Origin of the sequence: Sporomusa aerivorans, assembly GCF_041428895.1 — a bacterium.
Lineage (GTDB): Bacteria > Bacillota > Negativicutes > Sporomusales > Sporomusaceae > Sporomusa > Sporomusa aerivorans.
This window is the reverse complement of record NZ_CP156926.1, coordinates 601304-619079: the sequence shown is the minus strand read 5'-3', so window position 1 is coordinate 619079 and position 17776 is coordinate 601304. Positions and strand designations below refer to the sequence as shown.

The window sequence follows — 17776 nt, the reverse complement described above, 5'->3', positions numbered from 1 at the left end:
ACGCCTCCATTATTGTTATCCATTTTTTTGCCTGACTCTGCCACAATTGCTAAACCGCACGTCGGTCAGCCATAAAGAAACGCCGACAGGATGCTCAGCGCCTTTTTAATCCTGGCGCCGGGGTTGACTGCGAACAGCAAATAGGGCAGCTGGTATACGCGGTTTTGCCTCACGGCATTCAACTCCCGCCACGTCGGATGCTGCCATGTCTGATTTCCCTGACTTGCTTTTTCACTGAATTCATGGTCAATGATTAAAATCACATCAGGCTGAATCTCCGTAATCACTTCAATATCCAGCGGCGCATAGGCCGTTTTCTCAGTTTTAGGCATTAGTAGATCAAACAGGTTCACGCCTCCCAGCCGTTTCACCAAATCGCCGATAAAACTTCCGGACAGCGCTGCATATACACCGCCGTCAATCGCCCAGACAATCAGCACCCTCGGCGAAGGCTGTCCGCCGATCTGCGTCAGCAGTCTGAGACGGTGCTGTTCAATCGCGGCGATTTTCTCCGCTGCCAGGTTCTGACTGCCGTTCAGCTCACCGTAAAAGCGCAACGCCTCCAAAATGTCCGCATAACGGTCAAACGTCTGTAATATTGCCGGAATACCTTTGCGTTCCAACACGGACGCCAAACTCTGATGCACCGGGAAGGCCATACCGATCACCAAATCCGGTTTTAACGCCATAATGCTTTTCAAGTCAGGATTGGTCGGCAAGCCAACTTCCGGGATACGGGCAAGCTCACCTTCCAAATCGGCAGGCAGTACGCTGCTTACCCGGCCGACCGGCTTACCGCCGGCGGCAAGATACAGCCCGACATTGGATGAATTTAAGATAACGACACGCTTGGGATGCCGGGGAATTGTTACAAGTCTCCCGGCGCTGTCGGTCACCATACGGTGCGGGACATAGCCGGACCTTTCCGGTAAATGGCGGGGCGTCTCGCGTTTTTGGACGCAACTATTACCGTTATGCTGCACAACCTGAATTGCACCGCATCTGGAACATTTTATCTCGACTTTCTCCACCACCCCGCGAAATAACATGCCATTACAAAAAGCACAACGGACAGGACGAAATTCTTTATGCGGTTCATACCATACATCCTGTACAAACCTGTCGTAGCCAATCATACAGTTCATACTCCTTTGCTTTTCTTTTTTTAAAAAAGAGGCTCCATGCGCGTAACGTATTCACGTATGGAGCTCCCGGCTCTTTTTCAGTTCCGCCCAGGTTAACCCTCCAAAAAAAACAGCACGTCAGTCAGTATTAATCGCCAGGTACTCCTTATGTATATAATATATTACGAATGAGAATCATTATCAATACATATTTTCTTTGCTGCCTATCTTTTTTGGGGCAGTATGCTCCGTGTAACGACCGTCTTGCCTAGAACCTGTACGTCAATTGCATTCTCGTATAATCGCCCAGTTTGAAATTTTCTGATCCATACAGCGTATCCCGTTTTCCTGTCCCTTTCGCGTCAAAGGTATAGAATGCTTCCAGCAGGAAGTCTTTGGCCGGTACATAGCCGGCTCCTATCGTAAAGCTGCGGATACCGTCCAGATACCGGTCCGGTACGCCTTCGGTTCCGTTGCCGCCAAAGAACGAACCATGCTCAAAGCGCTTGTAATCGACAAAGGCATTCCAGCTGCCCGGCTGCTCCGTATCACTGCGACCGATATCCACACGGGCTACCCAGAACCGCGGCGTTCCGCCCACTTCCCGCCCGGCTATCGCAAAGTCTGACGTTCCCGCCGTATGGTTATAGATCGTTTTGCCGTTCATGAACCGGCCAAAACCGGTCAGGTTCTGTCCCACGTCATAGGAGAAGGCGATTTGATCGTTGACCTTCCATTTAGCCCCCAGGCCGACGACATTGGCCAACTGATCAAAGGTATGGACGTCATTGGTATCGCCGTTAGCCACCGCGATGCTGTGCTTCTTGTCGTTGACCGACCGCAAATACCAGGCCTGGACTCCCAGATTATCCCCGATTTGCTGTTTTACCTGGGCAAATGCGGCTTTATTGATGGCCGGGATCCGATCCTGTACCAGTACCGTACCTTCTATTGACAGAAGTTCTCCCAGTGCCTCCAGTAAGTTTAAAGGCAATGAACTGTTGTCCTCCGGCTGCCAGGTAGTTCCCGCCAGCAAATCAACAATAGCCTTAACCGCAGCTCCCACGTCGGCGTCAACAAGGTATCCCCTGTTGCTGACCGCAGTGCCAGTAGACAGCCGTTTCCACGAGCTTACCATCTTCAGGGAAGTCTCTTTATCCCATAGGGACGTAATGGCCTTGGCCTCTGCTTCCGCCTTTGTAAGGGTTATAAAATCACTTGCACTGAATTGATCCATGGATATCACATAGTTTTCCGTCCCCATGGGCTGTAATACCTGATCGCCCGTGTACTCACCATAGCCCAGGAAGGTACTCTCGAAAGTATACTTTCCGTTGGCCAGCAGAAACGTGCTCTGAAAGCTGCTCGTGCCTATAGTGACGTTCTCCGTACCATTTGCTTCCAAAGAGGATTCGATTTTATTCCATACACTTTCTGCGGCCTGTTCCAAGGCTACCTGATTAAACCAGTCTGCATAGGAAATTTTATCCGTATAATTCGTCAAACGCGGGCTTACCATGGCCATGTATTCGCCCACCAGTTCACCTGTTGTCGCATCCCTGACCGTAACTTTTTTCCAGGCAAACGTGTTGATGGAAAACTTTTGGGAGCTGGATGTAATGGTAGCGTACGCTGCCGGATCATCCTGCTTGACGACCTCCAGGTATTGATTGACGATCTGCTGTTGCTCCGCCAGGCTGGCGGCCTGGGCCAGCTTCTGGTACAGACTCAGATAGCCGGCCACACTGACCAAACCGTCGCTGTAAACACCGTCACTCGTGTCGATGGTACTGGTAGCATGACTTCCCAGCCACTCATTCTTGGTGGGCGCCCGGAAGAAGACCTGCCGCGTCGCATGGGTATAAGCCGAATCCGTAATGCCGGTACTATGGCTGAAATCACCATACCCGAACCGCACCTGTGTCTTCTTATTTGTCCACACAGCCCGGCCCCCGTCATATTCCTGGCCGAACCAGTAGCCCGTAACCCCCATTGGTTCGGTCAGCCGGCCGGCCGTAAAGTCCCATTTTTTCACATTCTGGGTAACTTCCGCCTTTTCCAGCCGCTGCCGGTTCAGACCTTCCGAGCCGGACAGATCATACGCCGTATCCACCCCGTTCATGCCGGCCGCACTGCCCAGAATGGTAACATTCGTACTGTCGCCGATTCTTGCATCAACACCCAGCCGCAGCCGTTGTTCAAAGCCGTGTCCCGCTTTTTCCAGGATATTCTTTTCGGCGTCGCCCACACTGGAGGTCGCCGTTACTCTCGCTTCCGCTTTATCCTGTCCCGTATAGGCGTTCCAGCGTGTCCGGTAGTCGCCAATCAGCTCCACGCCTGCTTTCTTATTTACGTCAAACGGCCTGTCGATAAACCAGGTCTCAGCCGCACCCGTTGCTTCCGGCTTTACCGCTTCCTCCCCGGTGCCCGCTGCGTTTATGTCCGGTTGTTTGTCCTCTGCTTTCCGGCTGTCCTTATCGGCGCCAAACTTCATATTCAGGCCGAGTTTATAGACCCGCTCCTGGAAGGCCCGGTCATCATCTCGATGATTAAACAGGTTGTCGATGCCAAAGTAGGCCATTGAATCTTTGGACAAATCTTTCTGGACCAGGAAGTTCCAGAGACCGAAGGTTTTCTTTTCATAGGTCTGTTTGCCGCCTTCGGTGAAATTGTATTTTACCTCACCGTTTTCGTCATAGGTTAGGTAATTGCCGTTATTGGCCACACTGTTGCTGTCGAGCATATTGATATAATAATTGCCCCACAGGGAAGACCGCCAGCCGCCCTTTTTATTTTCATAGGTGACGCCGATATCCACCTTATGCTGCGGCTTATCCAGCAGTTGGCGCGGCATATCCGGATCGCTTTTATTCAGGGCATGCAGATAGGTATAGCCCAGCTTGCCTGTCCAGTGCTCGTCAAACTTATGCGACACTTCTGCTTCCGCCCCGGTGATTTCCGCCTTGCCGATATTCCGGAAGCTGTAGATCATATCCGGCGGAACAACCCATTTCCAACCCGTTTCATCAGGATAAAAATCCATCAGATAACCGGTGAAATACGTGGTCATATAATTATTGATGCGATTGTGGAATACATTGAGCCTTGCCGACGTATTCCTGTATTCTCCTTCAAGCCCGATGTCGAAGTTCAACGACTTTTCCGGCTTCAGATCAGGATTGCCGATCCAGTAATACCCCAGCTTTCCTACAAACATATCAACCGGCGCACCGGCATACATTTCCCAGTTATAATAGAGTTCACCCATACCCGGTTCCGTATAACCTGTGCCAATATTGGCCTTGAACCGCCGATGGGCATTCCCGTTGATGTTATGCGTCATCCCCAGATTGAAGGTCGTATTCGTTCCGAACAGATTGCTGTGATCGACGCGCAGGATGGGCGCCAGGATGGTATTGGGATTGAGCTGCCACGTATCCTGAAGAAAAAAGTGCTGCTTTTTGATTTCCGCCCGGCCTACCACCTGCCGATTCTGCCGGTTGTAGTATTCTTCTTTAAACGTCTTCCCGTTATAGGTAGCATCATTATAATAAGAGGCGTAATAATGGTTAACCGCGGATGCATTACTCAGCGTAAGCGATGGGTTTTCTGCTTTCAGCAGCGCGGCGAACGCGTCCCGTCTGGCCACTACGTCCGCCGGGGCCCCGGTGCAATAAGCTGTGTATTGTATGAAATCCTGGTACGTAAAAACGGGAACTATGGTTTTGCCGCTAGCATCGCGTGTGCCGTACCATTCATACTCCTGATCGTAGTAAGGCACGCCGGCGTCATTAAAGGCCATGGCATAGTCATGCACGGTGGAGGAGGGCTCCCCGGTGCCGCCTTCAGTATAGAGGTTCTTGTCGTAGTTCCAGGGATCGATATAGCGCGTATAGGTATCCGGCGCGTTTTTCAGCCGGCTCCCTTCCCCCGTTTCCTTCGTATAGCCAAAGCCATAGGTCAGCAAATGCCGGTCGTTGACCTGCGTGTTCGCCGACAGCTTGACATCCAGCTGCGCATGCTCGATATCGTCAATGTAGTTTAACGTATTCTTGCCTTCATAGTTCGAGGCGCCATAGGTGGAGGACAGCGTGATGTCGTCTTCATTCAGCTTCGCGTAGTTGACATCCATCTTCCAGTCCGTAGTGCCTCCGTTGTTCCCGCTGTACGACAGCCGGTACGAGTTCCGGTCCATGGTCCGTTTGAAATGCTGCTGCGGCTCCAGGTCTGAGTTCGAATGCTTGACATACCGTTCCAGATCCTCATTCAGCCGGTCGATATTGAATTCGAGCTTGTTCCGGCCATCGATGTCATAGCTTCCCAGCAAGCCAATGTTCTTGATATCTCCATAGTAGCGCAGAGAGTTTCGCACCTGCTCTCCGTTTAGCAACCCGCCAAAAGACTCAGTCCCATACACCGGCATGATGTCCCGCTTGCTGCCATAAAAGCCCCAGCGGAATTTTCCTATCTCGCCGCTATCGGCTCTTAAAAATATATTCTGATACGGAAATATATCCCCGTCGCCAAGGCTTCTCCGGCCTTCTGCATTGACCTGCAGCGAGGGCGCTTTACCGGCTTTTTTCGTGATAATATTTACCACCCCGCCGATCGCATCGGCGCCATACTTCGCGGATGCCGCTCCCCGGATGATTTCTATGCGTTCTACATTCTCGGTCCCCAGCCGCATGACTTCATCAGCCGCGCCCTGGTATTTTGCGAAGTCTCCCATGACGGGCTGTCCATCCAGCAAGATCAGCGTATGCCGTGGTTCGGCTCCCCGGATGGAAATGCCTACCCGTCCCATCGCATCGACTGTCCGCGTTACGCCGGTTTCATTGAAAATGACGTCCTCCACGCTTTTGGCCTGTTTCTTTTCAATATCTTCCTTGGTAATGACGGTCGTACTTTGCGAAGAATACTTGGCTTCTTCCTTGGCCGCGTCCGCTTCTACAACGATATCCCTGGTTTTGGCCGCTTCCTCGGCGGCCAAAACCCCCATGGCGGGGTATGTGTTAAAGACCTGAGTCATCAACAGAGCCATGGCGCAACGGCGCGTTCTTCTTTTTTTACTCATTGCAACAACTCCTCCCCGGATTATAAGCCTCTCTTTCACCTGGTACGGCGTATTCCGCCGTCACTGCATACAGTTCATACTCCTCTGTTCTTCTTTTTAAAAAAAAGAGACTCCATGCGTAACGTAGTTACGCATGGAGCTCCCGGCTCTTTTCAGTTCCGCCCTCAACAGGTTAATCCCTCAAAAAGAGCAGCACATCAGTCAATATTGATTTATAGGTAATCCTTATGCGTATAATATATTACAAATGAGAACCATTGTCAATATATATTTTTGAATTCTCACGCCCGGTGTCACGGGGACTGGCGGCAAGCGCTCCAAAATAACGAGCGCTATTTTATTTTCTCTTGACTTTTTTAGCAAATCTCCATATATTATACATATGAGTATATACTCATATGTATAATATTATAAAGTACGAAGCTGCTTATCAAATACCAGACTATCTCTGTGCGCAAGCCAAAGAGCATCAGGATGTGATTACCCAAATTAACCAGGAATAGGAAGTGAAAAAAATGGCCCTTAAAAAACTATCTGGAAATAAGTCACCCCGGAACAACACTTGTCAAAGCGGCTGTTGTTCACCAGCTTCCGAACAGGCGGCTGCAACTTGCGGCTGCTGCCCGCCGCCAAGTCCTGCGGCCGTTGCCGAACCCGGCTGCAGTTGCTGCGCTGCTGAGCCAACCCCGCCGTTAGATGAACCGGCTTGTGACTGCTGCAGCGGCGCAGCGACAAGCACCGCCCCGGCCGCCGAACCTTGCGACTGCTGTGCTCCTGCCGGCGCAAAGCGGAAAAGCCCGCAAACGCTGGCAACAGCCACCATGACCAGCACCTTTTCGGTGTCTGGCCTGGATTGCGCCGACTGTGCCGCCAAGCTGGCAAAAGGTATTGGCAAATTAGCCGGGGTAATCGATGCCACTGTGAATTTTGCCACCGCCAAGCTGAAAGTCACCTATGATCAAAGCTGTCTCCAGCCGGTACAAATCGTAAAAGCGGTCAGCGGTTTTGGCTATCAGGCTGCCCTTATTCCCGCAGCAGGCGGTCCGTCCGGAACGCAGCAATCGGTCTTCCAGGTTTCCGGTCTGGACTGCGGCGACTGCGCCGCCAAGCTGGAAAAACGCGTTGCCGCTCTGGCGGGCGTAGTATCCGCACAGGTAAATTTCGCCGCCGGCAAAATGACGGTGGAGCATACCGCCCCGGTTGCCGACATCCTGCAGGCGGTTAAGCAGGCCGGTTATCAGGCCGAACGCCTGACCGCAGGACCGCACCGGCCGGAGGCCAAAGCGGCGTGGTGGACCAACCGGCGGACCCAGGCAACGATTGTGTCCGGCGTTATTCTGGGGCTGGCCACAATACTGGAGTGGCTGAGCTACGGCGACACCGTTCTCATTCCCCTCTATGCCGCCGCTGCCGTGATCGGTGGCTATAGCGCGGCCAAAAGCGGTTTGTATGGCCTGCGTTCCCTGACCTTTGACATGAACTTCCTCATGACCGTAGCCGTAATCGGTGCGGCAGCCATCGGCGAATGGAGTGAAGGCGCAACTGTTGCCTTTTTGTTCTCCTTCGGCAACACCCTGCAAACCTATACGATGGATAAAACCCGCCAATCCATCCGGGCGCTTATGGAACTGGCCCCGCCCGAGGCATTGGTACGGCGCAGCGGCGTGGAGGAACGGCTGCCGGTAGAAGAAATTGTGATTGGCGATATCATGATCGTCAAACCGGGAGAACGGATTGCCATGGACGGCATCGTGAAAAGCGGCCAGTCTGCCGTTAACCAGGCTACCATTACCGGCGAATCACTGCCGGTGGAAAAAACAGCCGGAGACGCAGTGTATGCCGGAACGGTCAACGAACACGGCGCTTTGGAAATCGAGGTCACCCGGATTGCCGCCGACTCCACATTAGCCAAGATTATGCATTTGGTGGAAGAAGCCCAGGCCCAGAAAGCACCTTCCCAACAGTTTGTCGATGTCTTCGCTAAATACTATACCCCGGCCGTTCTACTCGCCGCCGCCGGCATTATGGTCCTGCCCTGGCTGCTGTTTCAGGAGCCGTTTGCGCCCTGGTTTTATAAGGGACTGGTGCTGCTGGTTATTTCCTGCCCCTGCGCCCTGGTTATCTCTACACCGGTGTCCATTGTATCGGCCATCGGCAACTCCTCCCGCAACGGCGTGCTCATCAAAGGCGGCGCTTATCTGGAACAAATGGGCGGCATTCAGGCCATTGCCTTTGATAAGACCGGCACCCTCACCCATGGCCGCCCGGTGGTTACCGATATCCTCACGCTGGGCGAAACCACGGAAAATGAGCTTCTGTCCCTGGCTGCGGCGGTGGAAAAATGGTCCGAACATCCGCTGGCTGTGGCTATTGTTGATAAAGCCAAGCAGCTCCCCCTGCAACCGGCCAGCAATTTCACGGCCCTGGTGGGTCGCGGCGCGCAGGCCGATGTCAACGGACAAACGGTCTATGTCGGCAACCGCCGGTTGTTTGAAGAACTGGGCCTGAGCCTGGAGCAAACGCACTCTGCCATGGTTCACTTGGAGGAGCAGGGAAAAACAGTCATGCTGATTGGCTCTGCTCAGACCATTTGGGGCTTGATCGCCGTGGCAGACACCCTGCGGGGCAACAGCGAGAATGCCATCCGGGAACTGCGTCAGGCCGGTATGAAGCACATTGCCATGCTGACCGGGGACAACAGCCGGGTAGCCGCTTCCATCGCCAAAACCCTTAACCTGGATGCCTACTACAGTGATTTATTGCCCCAGGGCAAAGTAGCCACCGTGCAAAAACTGACCAAAGAGTACGGCACCGTCGTAATGGTCGGGGACGGCGTCAACGACGCACCGGCGCTGGCAGCCGCCAATATCGGGGTGGCCATGGGCGTGGCCGGCTCGGATACGGCGCTGGAAACGGCCGATATCGCTTTGATGGCCGATGATCTGGGCAAGCTGGCCTATGTAATCAACCTCAGCCGCAAGACGGTTGCGGTCATCAAGCAAAACATCGGCTTTGCCGTATTGATTAAAGTGCTGTTTATTGTATTTACCTTCTTCGGTTTCGTTGATCTGTGGCTGGCGGTGCTGGCCGACATGGGCTCCTCAATTCTGGTAACACTGAACGGTATGCGGCTTATGCAAAGAATACGCTAATCGCCGGTAACATGGCATGGATATAAAAAAAGGACTGACGTATTGCACGTCAGTCCTTATATTTATCCGCAAATTCCGATAAAGCAACCTGCGACCACGGAGTAATCATCATTTCCTCCGGTCAGCCCTTCTCATTGTGCCGGATATGATCCATTCCCTGCTGCAGTAAAACGGCAATATTATCGTCATTAAGCGAATACCAGACCAGCGTCCCTTCTTTACGATACTTAACCAAACGGGCGCCACGCAATAGTCTCAGTTGCTGCGAAACAGCCGATTGCGCCATCTGCAACACCGCTGCGATATCACATACGCACAACTCCCGCCTGGATAACGCCTGCAGGATTTTAAACCGGGTCATATCACCGAGCAGCCTAAACATTTCCGTTATTTGCCGCGCTTCCCCTTCCGGCAGCATATCGTTCTTAGCCAGGCAGATAGTCTGGGGATGTTCGCATAACTGTTCACACATATCGGAATCACAGGTACTCTTTTTCATCACACACACCGCCTGAATATGTAGTCATGTAAAATATATCGGTTCTTATTCCTCCTGTCAAGTTTGCCTTTCAACCGCCTGAATACAAGGAAACAATTCTTTTGTTTCTTTACGCCTTAAATAAATTGAGCTGCAACTTAAGGCAGTATTGAGGCAATTAAACCACCTACTAAACAAAGAGGAATTTTATATATTATATAGAAACTTTCTATTTAATATATAGAAAAGGAGAGCCTCTCATGGCACACTTAACAGCCAATTCGAAAGAAACTACCTCGGTATCAACAAAAAAATATATCCTATTTCCCATGGCCTTTTTGCTTGTGGCCGTTGTTGGTCTTTTCATCATTAAATGGAACCCTTATTATGATCGGGCTTTTGTGGCCGCTGCTACTCATTCAATCGGCTCATCGATTATAACCGGTAAAAGTGCTGCTGCACCAATACCATCCTGGGCAGCAGCACTGGGTTATGCCACCGATTATTTCAAAGCCGTCTGGAAGGCAGTAATTCTAGGGCTTCTTCTAGGTTCACTCGTACAGGTTCTAATCCCTAGAAACTGGGTCATGCGGGTCTTTGGCGGCAAGAATTTTTCCAGCACCGCCGCGGCCAGTGCTGCGTCACTGCCGGGCATGATGTGCTCCTGCTGCGCGGCTCCAGTGACCGCCGGTCTTCGTACTTGCGCCGCATCAGTTGGCTCCGCCCTGGCATTTTTTTTAGGCAATCCTGTGCTTAATCCCGCTACTATTATTTTTATGGGTTTTGTACTTTCCTGGAAGTTTGCCATGTTCCGAATTATTGCCGGACTTATCCTTGTATTTGGCATTTCTCTTTTAGCTAACCGTATCGCTAATGAAGAAACAGTACCTTCCTCGCTTCTAGCCAACAACTACGACGAGGAGAATGCAAGCTTGTTTGGCAGATGGCTGAAGGCTTTGTGGCGCTTGATCCTCGATACTATACCTGCTTACTTAATCGTCGTATTTGCCCTTGGCGCCGCCCGCGCCTGGCTTTTCCCCGCTGTCGGCCCGGATTGGGGTAATAGTATCCTGGCTGTTATCGGCCTGGCTATCGCCGGCACACTTTTTGTCATTCCTACTGCCGCCGAGATTCCGGTAGTACAGACATTGATGTCTTTCGGGCTTGGCGTCGGCCCGTCAGCAGCCTTGCTGATAACATTACCGGCCGTCAGTCTCCCCTCGATTTTAATACTAAAGAATGCTTTCCCGGCAAAGATATTGCTTTTCGTCCTTGCGGCAGTAGCAGTCGCAGGAATAATCAGCGGACTAATCGCCCCGCTGGTCTTGTAGCATTGACAGGTACAATTTAAACAAAACATAGGGACTAACTGCACGAAAATCCTGCAATTCTTTGAAATTGCAGGATTTTCGACTATTAGCCGTATTAGAAACAGGTTATGAATACTCCAAAAAGTTTTTTGATGCACTCAGCCTTTTTTCGACGCATATATTGGCTATCGCCCGCGTACGCATTGTTTTGCCAGCTCCACAAATTCCTCTTCATTTTCAGTGATACTATTATCCGTCATTTGCTCCAGCTCTTGCTGCTGCTTAGCACACAAAAACTCTACAAAATTGATAACCTGCCGCTTTTTTTCATCAGGAAGCGCCTGAAAGTCTTGTAATAGCTTTTCCGCTAAAGTCATAATCTCCTCCTCCTGGTTATGCCGCCCCATATATCATTACCCATCCTCTGGCAGGTTGCATATAAAACAGGGGGACAGGGACACTGTTTATAAATACTCCGGTAAAACAAGCTGCCTCGCGGGAGGCAGCCCTCTTGTAAATTATTTATTTTACAAATTTTATATTGGTTGTCATACGGTCATGAATTTTCATTCTTAGATTCTTTTGTTCCTAACAATAAATGCCAATATACTACTTTATTTCCCAAAAAAATTAAAATTCCTGCCATATTGTCAAGTTTTTGGAAGGAATTTTATATTCTGCATTATTGGTTACTGTTCCAGCCTGAAAACAGGCTCCAAAGTCTCTGAAAAAATCGATATACTGTACCTTATTGATGGTATAATATGGATGGGGAATTAAACTAGATAGTGCATGGTATTACAAAGAAAAGATGAGGTAGTATTTATGCGGGTTGTTGACCGGATATTGGCAATCTCCGATATTCATGGCGATAATCAAAGATTACAGTCGCTACTAAAGCAGGCTGAATATGACCAGGCAAGTGATTTACTGGTCATATGCGGTGATATGGTTGATCGCGGGACGGAAAACCTGGCTGTGCTAAAAACCTGTCAAACATTTCAGTCGCAAGGCGCGGTGCTGTTAAAGGGGAATCATGAACAATTCCTGGAGCAGAGTTTAATCGAAATGACTGGCACGTCCACATGGCAGAGTAACCCGTCGGAGCACTTATATAACTGGGTGAAATATAACGGCGGCGCAACGATGTATGAGGAAATAAAAAATTTAGCACCCGCCAGACTGTCAGAACTCCTTACGTTCATCCAAAGCCTGTCGCTCTATTTCTCCGCCGGCAATTTTCTATTTTCCCACGCGGGAGCTAATAATAAAAAGCCTATCGAAGAAAACACCGAAGACGATTTGGTGTGGATGGAGAATCAATTCCCTTTTTGTCCGGCGTACCAAGGGAAGGTGCTTGTTTTTGGGCATGTCCCTACCTGGCATCTGTATCGTTATGACAAGAAATTCAAAAAAGCGAATGCCCGGATATGGTTTGACCAGGAGTACCAGGACAAAATAGGCATTGACTGCGGCGGTTGTTTTGGTGGCCGGCTGGCTGCTTTAGAATTACCAGGCTACCGGGAATTTTATGTTTAAAGGTGCGGCCGGCGGCTTTTTAAAAAGACCCGCTCCGCCCCGGTCCCGGACAAATGGATACCCCGGCAGAACCACCTATAGAGGCGCACAGAGAAAGGAGTGTTATTATGGAGGTAAAGTATAGAGAAGCAACCACGGAAGACTTTAGCGACATATTTATGCTTTTCGGCCAACTCTGGCCTGACCGTACTTTACACAGAGATGATATGTTCGCCGTCTTTTCCCGTGGGTTAAACGGCTCAGCCGACAAATATATCTGTGCGGTCACCGGCGGCAAGGTGATTGGCTTCTGTTCAATCGCCTATGTAAATAACTTCTGGCAGGAAGGCCGCATTGCCTATATCTATGCAATGATTGTTGACGACTCCTTGCGCGGTCAAGGCATTGGCACCCGCTTGCTGGCGGAAGCCGGCACGCTTGCCCGCATGGCCGGCTGCAAAAAGATTGAGCTGGATTCAGGCTTTCAGCGGGAAGGTGCGCACAAATTTTATGAGAAAAACGGTTACATGAAGAGAGCCTTTTTATTCTCTAAAGACATTGCGCACTAAAAATATAGCTGGGGCACAAAGTCTCTATTCGTTTGTCTGTCTTCTTTTATAAAACGTTTTGCGACAGTCTAAGAATCCACAGATCACAACTCTCAGCGAATCATGCTAAGGTTTAAAAACACCACTCTGCCGCTTTATAGCAACAGAGTGGTGTTCTGTTTAACCTTCTCAATTCAGAGGGTCACTATGGAACAGCCTCAAATCCCAGGCGCAGAGCCTCCATATTTTTTTCCACTGTTGCCTTCGGCACCCGGTGAGCCACTGCCTTTTGCACCGATTCGATAGTTACGGCTCCGGATATTTTTACCAGAACTCCCAGTGCAATAATATTGGCAAACAGGTCTCTTCCCAGTTTCTCCACCGCCAGCCGGGTTATGGGCACTTTCACCAGTCGCTTAGTGTCCGGCGGTTCCGGCACAAGGTCTTCGTCCACAACCATGACAGTATCTTCTTTGTTTTCCGCCGCGTATTTGTTAGCCGCCTGCTGTGTCAACGCCAGTAGAATGTCCGGCTGACCTACTTTCGGGTGAAAGATGGGCCGTTCGGATACGATGACTTCGGCTTTGGTCGCGCCGCCCCGCGCTTCCGGTCCGTACGACTGCGCCTGTACCGCCTCTTTTCCCTCCATGATGGCGGCCTCGGCAAAAATAATCGCTGCCGTGATGACGCCCTGCCCGCCGGAGCCGGATAAACGAATTTCCATCATCTTTTCCCCTCCATTGCCTGTTGGATTAGTTTGCCGTATTCTTGGGCATATTCTGCCGCCGGTTCGTGATATAGCACGCCGATCGGGTATTTATCCTGCTTCTGCTCGGCAGGGAGTTTTTCGTACGCCTTGAGCGGCACCGCCCGTTCGCTCATGAGCTTGAGCATGTTGGCGGCATCGCCCAGTTTGTTGCGCCGTCCGTAAGAAATGGGACACTGGGTCACGGCTTCAACCAGGGAAAAACCTTTGTTTTGGATGCCCTGACTGATAACCTCCACCAGGGGGTTGACATGATATGCCGTGCCACGGGCCACGTAGGTGGCGCCGGCAGCTTTTGCCAGCTCACAGGGATCAAAGGGACGGTCCACCGTGCCATAAGGGGCGGTAGTGGCAGTTTTGTTTAAAGGGGTCAGCGGCGAAGCTTGCCCGCCGGTCATGCCATAGATATTGTTGTTGAATAAGACGACAGTCAAATCGATATTTCTTCGTGCGCCGTGAATGAAGTGGTTACCGCCAATGGCTGTGCAGTCGCCGTCACCGGTGATGACAATGACGTTCAGTTCCGGATTGGCCAGTTTGATGCCGGTGGCGAATGGTATGGCGCGGCCGTGAGCCGTATGCAATGTGTCAAAGTTCATATAGCCCGATGCCCGCGAGGAGCAGCCGATCCCGGAAACGATGACGGTTTTATCCTGCTCCAGGCCCGCCTTTTCAATGGCGTTTACTATGGCTTTCATGACAATGCCGTTGCCGCAGCCGGGACACCAGATATGGGGCAGCCGGTTCATGCGGAAATATTGTTCATAGCTTCTCACTTGGACACCTCCTTACCCTGAGCCATGTTCATAATGGCTTCGCAGATTTCCTGGGGAGTAAATACTTCTGTATTGTATTTGGGCAAAGATACTACCGGCGTCTGGCCGCCGGCCGCCCGTTCGATTTCTAACACCAGTTGGCCATAGTTCATTTCCGGCACAAGAATGCCTTTGACCTTGGCTGCAACCTGTTTTACCACTTTGTCGGCAAACGGCCAAATGGTCATGAGCCGGATCATGCCCGCCTTGATACCTCTCTCACGGGCCGCTTCAACACCGGCGTAGGCAGTGCGGGCCGTGCCGCCATAGGCAATGACTACAAATTCCGCGTCATCCAGGAAGAACTCATCGTAATGGATGATTTCCTCCTCGGCGATGTCGATTTTCTGGTGCAACCGGCGGAGGCTTTCCTGAGTAATTTTGGGGCTGCCGCTCGGGAAGCCGGTTTCGTCATGCACCAGGCCGGTGACGTGAATACGGTGCCCTTCGCCAAAATTGGCGGGATTGGGGACAAGGTCGTTATCCGGGGTGTAGGGCCTGACTCCCTGTTCCCGGGTACCATGCGGCTTGCGGCGCGGGTAGATTTCGATTTCCTCCGGGGACGGCAGAACCACCTTTTCCCTCATATGCCCCACCACTTCATCCAGGAGAATAATAACCGGGGTGCGGAAGCGTTCGGCGTAGTTAACGGCTTTAACGGCCACATCAAACGATTCGCGCACTGTCCAGGGCGACAAGGCAATAACCGGATGGTCGCCATGAGTGCCCCAGCGGGCCTGCATGACATCCCCCTGGGCGGGCGAAGTCGGCTGGCCGGTGGACGGACCCATGCGCTGCACATTGGCGATGACCACCGGGATTTCGGCAATGGCGGCGTACCCAATCAATTCCTGTTTCAAGGAAAACCCCGGCCCGGAAGTGGCGGTCAACACCTTTTTACCGGCTAAGGAGGCGCCGAGGACGACGGCGATGCCGGCGATCTCGTCTTCCATCTGGACGAAGCTTCCTCCTACACCTGGCAGGCTTTTGGCCAGGTGTTCGGCAATTTCGGTCGAGGGAGTAATGGGATAGCCGCCAAAAAACCGTACGCCGGCTGCCAACGCGCCTTCTGCGCACGCTTCATTTCCTTGCATCAACCTTGCGTTGCTCATTTGCTTTCCTCCTTGGTCACAAAAATTGCATAATCCGGACAGCGCAGCTCACACTGGCCGCAGCCGATACAGGCGTCTTGCTCTTTTACATAAATTTTGCCAAGGGTATCCAGTTCCAGCACTTTTTTAGGACACAGGGCTGCACATATATTACATCCCTTGCAACGTTTGGCAACTACTTCTACTGTAGCCACAGTTCACCCTCCTAATGGTTTTATTTATAATACTTTCTTGCTCCCCTGTAACAGGAGGAAAAAAGTGATTAACAAAATGATTTATAGCATCCTGCCGTTTTTTAAAAACCTGGAATGCCAGGAGAGGGCCTCGTCCAGCATATGGGGCGTATGGGCATAGCCGGTGCTTTTTTCTGCCCGCTCCAGATAATCCCTGAGCAGCGGCTGATACGCCGGATGGGCGCATTTGTCGATAATAACTTTGGCCCGCTCTTTCGGACTAAGGCCGCGGACATCCGCCACTCCCCGCTCGGTGACGAATATGTCGACGTCGTGTTCCGTGTGATCAACATGTGAACACATGGGTACGATCGAGGATATTTTATCTCCTTTAGCCACAGACGTGGTAAAGAAGAACGTCAGGTAAGCATTGCGGGCAAAATCTCCTGATCCGCCGATGCCGTTCATAATTTTGCTGCCGGCAATATGAGTTGAATTGACATGCCCAAAGATGTCAAATTCGATGGCGGTATTCATAGCAATGACGCCCAGTCGGCGGATGACTTCCGGACTATTGGAAATATCCTGCGGCCGGAATAGAATCTTTTGACGGTAGGCTGCCAAATTGTCATAAAAACGTTTGATCCCTGCCGGCGACGGTGTAAGGGAAGTACCGGAAGCAAAAGTAAGCTTACCGGCATCGATCAAATCAAACATACCGTCCTGAATGACTTCGGTATATACCGTTAAATCTTCAAAATCCGAATCAACCAATCCGGCAACAACAGCGTTGGCTACCGAGCCAACCCCCGATTGCAGCGGCAATAAATTTTTCGGCAGCCTCCCGGCGCGTATCTCAAATTTTAAAAACTCAATCAAATGTGCGGTCATGGCCCGGTAATTCTCATCTATGGCAGCCAGTTCCCGCACTGCGTCGGGAATATTGCACGGAACAATATAGGTAATCTTATCTAAACCGCAAGGGATATAGGCAGTTCCAATGCGGTCGTTGGCTTTTACGATGGGAATTGGCAGGCGGTTGGGTGCCGGCTGGTTCAGAAAAATATCATGCATTCCTTCCAGTTCGACCGGCTGGGTGGTGTTGATTTCCACAATCACAATATCTGCATCCTGTACATAGGAAGCGGAATTACCGACTGAAGTGGTCGGCACAATGTGCCCGTCTTCAGTAATCGCGCAGGCTTCGACGATGGCCACGTCCACTTTTCCGCCTAAAAAGCCGGCAGCGGCCATTTGCGCCATATGGCTGAGGTGAATATCCGCATACTCTACCTTACCGCTGTTGATGGCTTTGCGTAAACCGTCGCTAGTCTGATAAGGCATGCGCCGGGCAATACCGTTGACCTCAGCCAATGCGGCATCCAGCTCTTTGCCGACCGAAGCGCCTGTCCACAGATTGATCCGGAATTTTTCCCGGCGGATTCTTTCAGCCAGTGCCAGCGGCACGGCTTTCGGATAACCTGCTAACGTAAAGCCGCTGGCTCCGATGTTCATTCCCGGCCTGATTACAGCCGCCGCTTCCTCTGCTGCTACGATTTTGCTGTGTAAACTTTTGTTGCGAACCCGGCCACGGATTTCATCCATGCTCCTCTTCCCCCTGTTTCATAATATGTTTCTTTAAGGATGTTCCCTCTCCGAGTAGAAGGGCATCAGAACATCGGAGGAATCTGTTGCCCTTCTTCGAG

13 protein-coding genes are annotated in these 17776 nt (G+C 51.3%); 4 read left to right on the top strand and 9 right to left on the bottom strand.

Annotated features, from left to right (window positions below; genetic code table 11):
* Positions 1-65 precede the first annotated feature (65 nt).
* Complete coding sequence (locus SATMO3_RS02830) at positions 66-1136, bottom strand: helical backbone metal receptor (RefSeq protein WP_371377207.1); 1071 nt, start codon at positions 1134-1136, stop codon at positions 66-68.
* A gap of 256 nt (positions 1137-1392) precedes the next feature.
* A complete protein-coding gene (locus SATMO3_RS02825; protein WP_371377205.1) occupies positions 1393-6198 on the bottom strand; it encodes a TonB-dependent receptor domain-containing protein in 4806 nt (1601 codons plus the stop codon).
* A gap of 515 nt (positions 6199-6713) precedes the next feature.
* Between SATMO3_RS02825 and SATMO3_RS02820 the strand changes: the two genes are divergently transcribed.
* Positions 6714-9350 (top strand): heavy metal translocating P-type ATPase, encoded by a 2637-nt coding sequence (locus SATMO3_RS02820; RefSeq protein ID WP_371377203.1) that lies wholly within the window; start codon positions 6714-6716, stop codon positions 9348-9350.
* A gap of 121 nt (positions 9351-9471) precedes the next feature.
* On the opposite strand, the gene SATMO3_RS02815 is transcribed toward SATMO3_RS02820, so the two are convergent.
* Positions 9472-9849, bottom strand: coding sequence for an ArsR/SmtB family transcription factor (locus SATMO3_RS02815; protein ID WP_371377200.1), 378 nt, complete (start codon positions 9847-9849; stop codon positions 9472-9474).
* A gap of 239 nt (positions 9850-10088) precedes the next feature.
* On the opposite strand from SATMO3_RS02815, the gene SATMO3_RS02810 reads away from it, so the two are divergent.
* Positions 10089-11159: a permease gene (locus SATMO3_RS02810; protein ID WP_371377197.1), complete on the top strand. Its 1071-nt coding sequence runs from the start codon at positions 10089-10091 to the stop codon at positions 11157-11159.
* A gap of 164 nt (positions 11160-11323) precedes the next feature.
* On the opposite strand, the gene SATMO3_RS02805 is transcribed toward SATMO3_RS02810, so the two are convergent.
* Positions 11324-11515, bottom strand: a complete 192-nt coding sequence (locus tag SATMO3_RS02805; RefSeq protein ID WP_371377194.1) for a DUF2281 domain-containing protein — start codon at positions 11513-11515, stop codon at positions 11324-11326.
* Between the two features lie 448 nt (positions 11516-11963).
* Here SATMO3_RS02805 and SATMO3_RS02800 point away from each other — a divergent pair, with 448 nt between their 5' ends.
* Positions 11964-12677, top strand: coding sequence for a metallophosphoesterase (locus SATMO3_RS02800; RefSeq protein WP_371377191.1), 714 nt, complete (start codon positions 11964-11966; stop codon positions 12675-12677).
* Positions 12678-12784: 107 nt separating this feature from the next.
* Positions 12785-13225 (top strand): GNAT family N-acetyltransferase, encoded by a 441-nt coding sequence (locus SATMO3_RS02795; protein ID WP_371377187.1) that lies wholly within the window; start codon positions 12785-12787, stop codon positions 13223-13225.
* 184 nt (positions 13226-13409) lie between these two features.
* On the opposite strand, the gene SATMO3_RS02790 is transcribed toward SATMO3_RS02795, so the two are convergent.
* The 5 genes from SATMO3_RS02790 to SATMO3_RS02770 all read right to left on the bottom strand — a co-directional run bounded on the left by SATMO3_RS02790 (position 13410) and on the right by SATMO3_RS02770 (position 17675).
* Positions 13410-13931 carry a 2-oxoacid:acceptor oxidoreductase family protein gene (locus SATMO3_RS02790; protein WP_371377184.1) on the bottom strand — a complete coding sequence of 174 codons (522 nt, stop codon included), beginning with the start codon at positions 13929-13931 and terminating at the stop codon, positions 13410-13412.
* Positions 13928-14719, bottom strand: a complete 792-nt coding sequence (locus SATMO3_RS02785; RefSeq protein ID WP_371381660.1) for a 2-oxoacid:ferredoxin oxidoreductase subunit beta — start codon at positions 14717-14719, stop codon at positions 13928-13930. Before SATMO3_RS02785 ends, SATMO3_RS02790 begins: the two co-directional genes overlap by 4 nt.
* Positions 14720-14742: 23 nt before the next feature.
* Positions 14743-15897 (bottom strand): 2-oxoacid:acceptor oxidoreductase subunit alpha, encoded by a 1155-nt coding sequence (locus tag SATMO3_RS02780; protein ID WP_371377181.1) that lies wholly within the window; start codon positions 15895-15897, stop codon positions 14743-14745.
* Positions 15894-16091, bottom strand: coding sequence for a 4Fe-4S binding protein (locus SATMO3_RS02775; protein WP_371377178.1), 198 nt, complete (start codon positions 16089-16091; stop codon positions 15894-15896). The genes SATMO3_RS02780 and SATMO3_RS02775 overlap by 4 nt, the downstream gene beginning before the upstream one ends.
* 81 nt (positions 16092-16172) lie before the next feature.
* Positions 16173-17675 carry an acetyl-CoA hydrolase/transferase family protein gene (locus SATMO3_RS02770; RefSeq protein ID WP_371377175.1) on the bottom strand — a complete coding sequence of 501 codons (1503 nt, stop codon included), beginning with the start codon at positions 17673-17675 and terminating at the stop codon, positions 16173-16175.
* Between the last annotated feature and the right edge of the window lie 101 nt (positions 17676-17776).

Excerpts from the sequence above, each read along its gene's own strand:
- SATMO3_RS02830 (WP_371377207.1), bottom strand. The coding sequence starts at position 1,136 with ATGATTGGCTACGACAGGTTTGTACAGGATGTATGGTATGAACCGCAT.
- SATMO3_RS02825 (WP_371377205.1), bottom strand. The coding sequence starts at position 6,198 with ATGAGTAAAAAAAGAAGAACGCGCCGTTGCGCCATGGCTCTGTTGATG.
- SATMO3_RS02820 (WP_371377203.1), top strand. The coding sequence starts at position 6,714 with ATGGCCCTTAAAAAACTATCTGGAAATAAGTCACCCCGGAACAACACT.
- SATMO3_RS02815 (WP_371377200.1), bottom strand. The coding sequence starts at position 9,849 with ATGAAAAAGAGTACCTGTGATTCCGATATGTGTGAACAGTTATGCGAA.
- SATMO3_RS02810 (WP_371377197.1), top strand. The coding sequence starts at position 10,089 with ATGGCACACTTAACAGCCAATTCGAAAGAAACTACCTCGGTATCAACA.
- SATMO3_RS02805 (WP_371377194.1), bottom strand. The coding sequence starts at position 11,515 with ATGACTTTAGCGGAAAAGCTATTACAAGACTTTCAGGCGCTTCCTGAT.
- SATMO3_RS02800 (WP_371377191.1), top strand. The coding sequence starts at position 11,964 with ATGCGGGTTGTTGACCGGATATTGGCAATCTCCGATATTCATGGCGAT.
- SATMO3_RS02795 (WP_371377187.1), top strand. The coding sequence starts at position 12,785 with ATGGAGGTAAAGTATAGAGAAGCAACCACGGAAGACTTTAGCGACATA.
- SATMO3_RS02790 (WP_371377184.1), bottom strand. The coding sequence starts at position 13,931 with ATGATGGAAATTCGTTTATCCGGCTCCGGCGGGCAGGGCGTCATCACG.
- SATMO3_RS02785 (WP_371381660.1), bottom strand. The coding sequence starts at position 14,719 with ATGAACCGGCTGCCCCATATCTGGTGTCCCGGCTGCGGCAACGGCATT.
- SATMO3_RS02780 (WP_371377181.1), bottom strand. The coding sequence starts at position 15,897 with ATGAGCAACGCAAGGTTGATGCAAGGAAATGAAGCGTGCGCAGAAGGC.
- SATMO3_RS02770 (WP_371377175.1), bottom strand. The coding sequence starts at position 17,675 with ATGGATGAAATCCGTGGCCGGGTTCGCAACAAAAGTTTACACAGCAAA.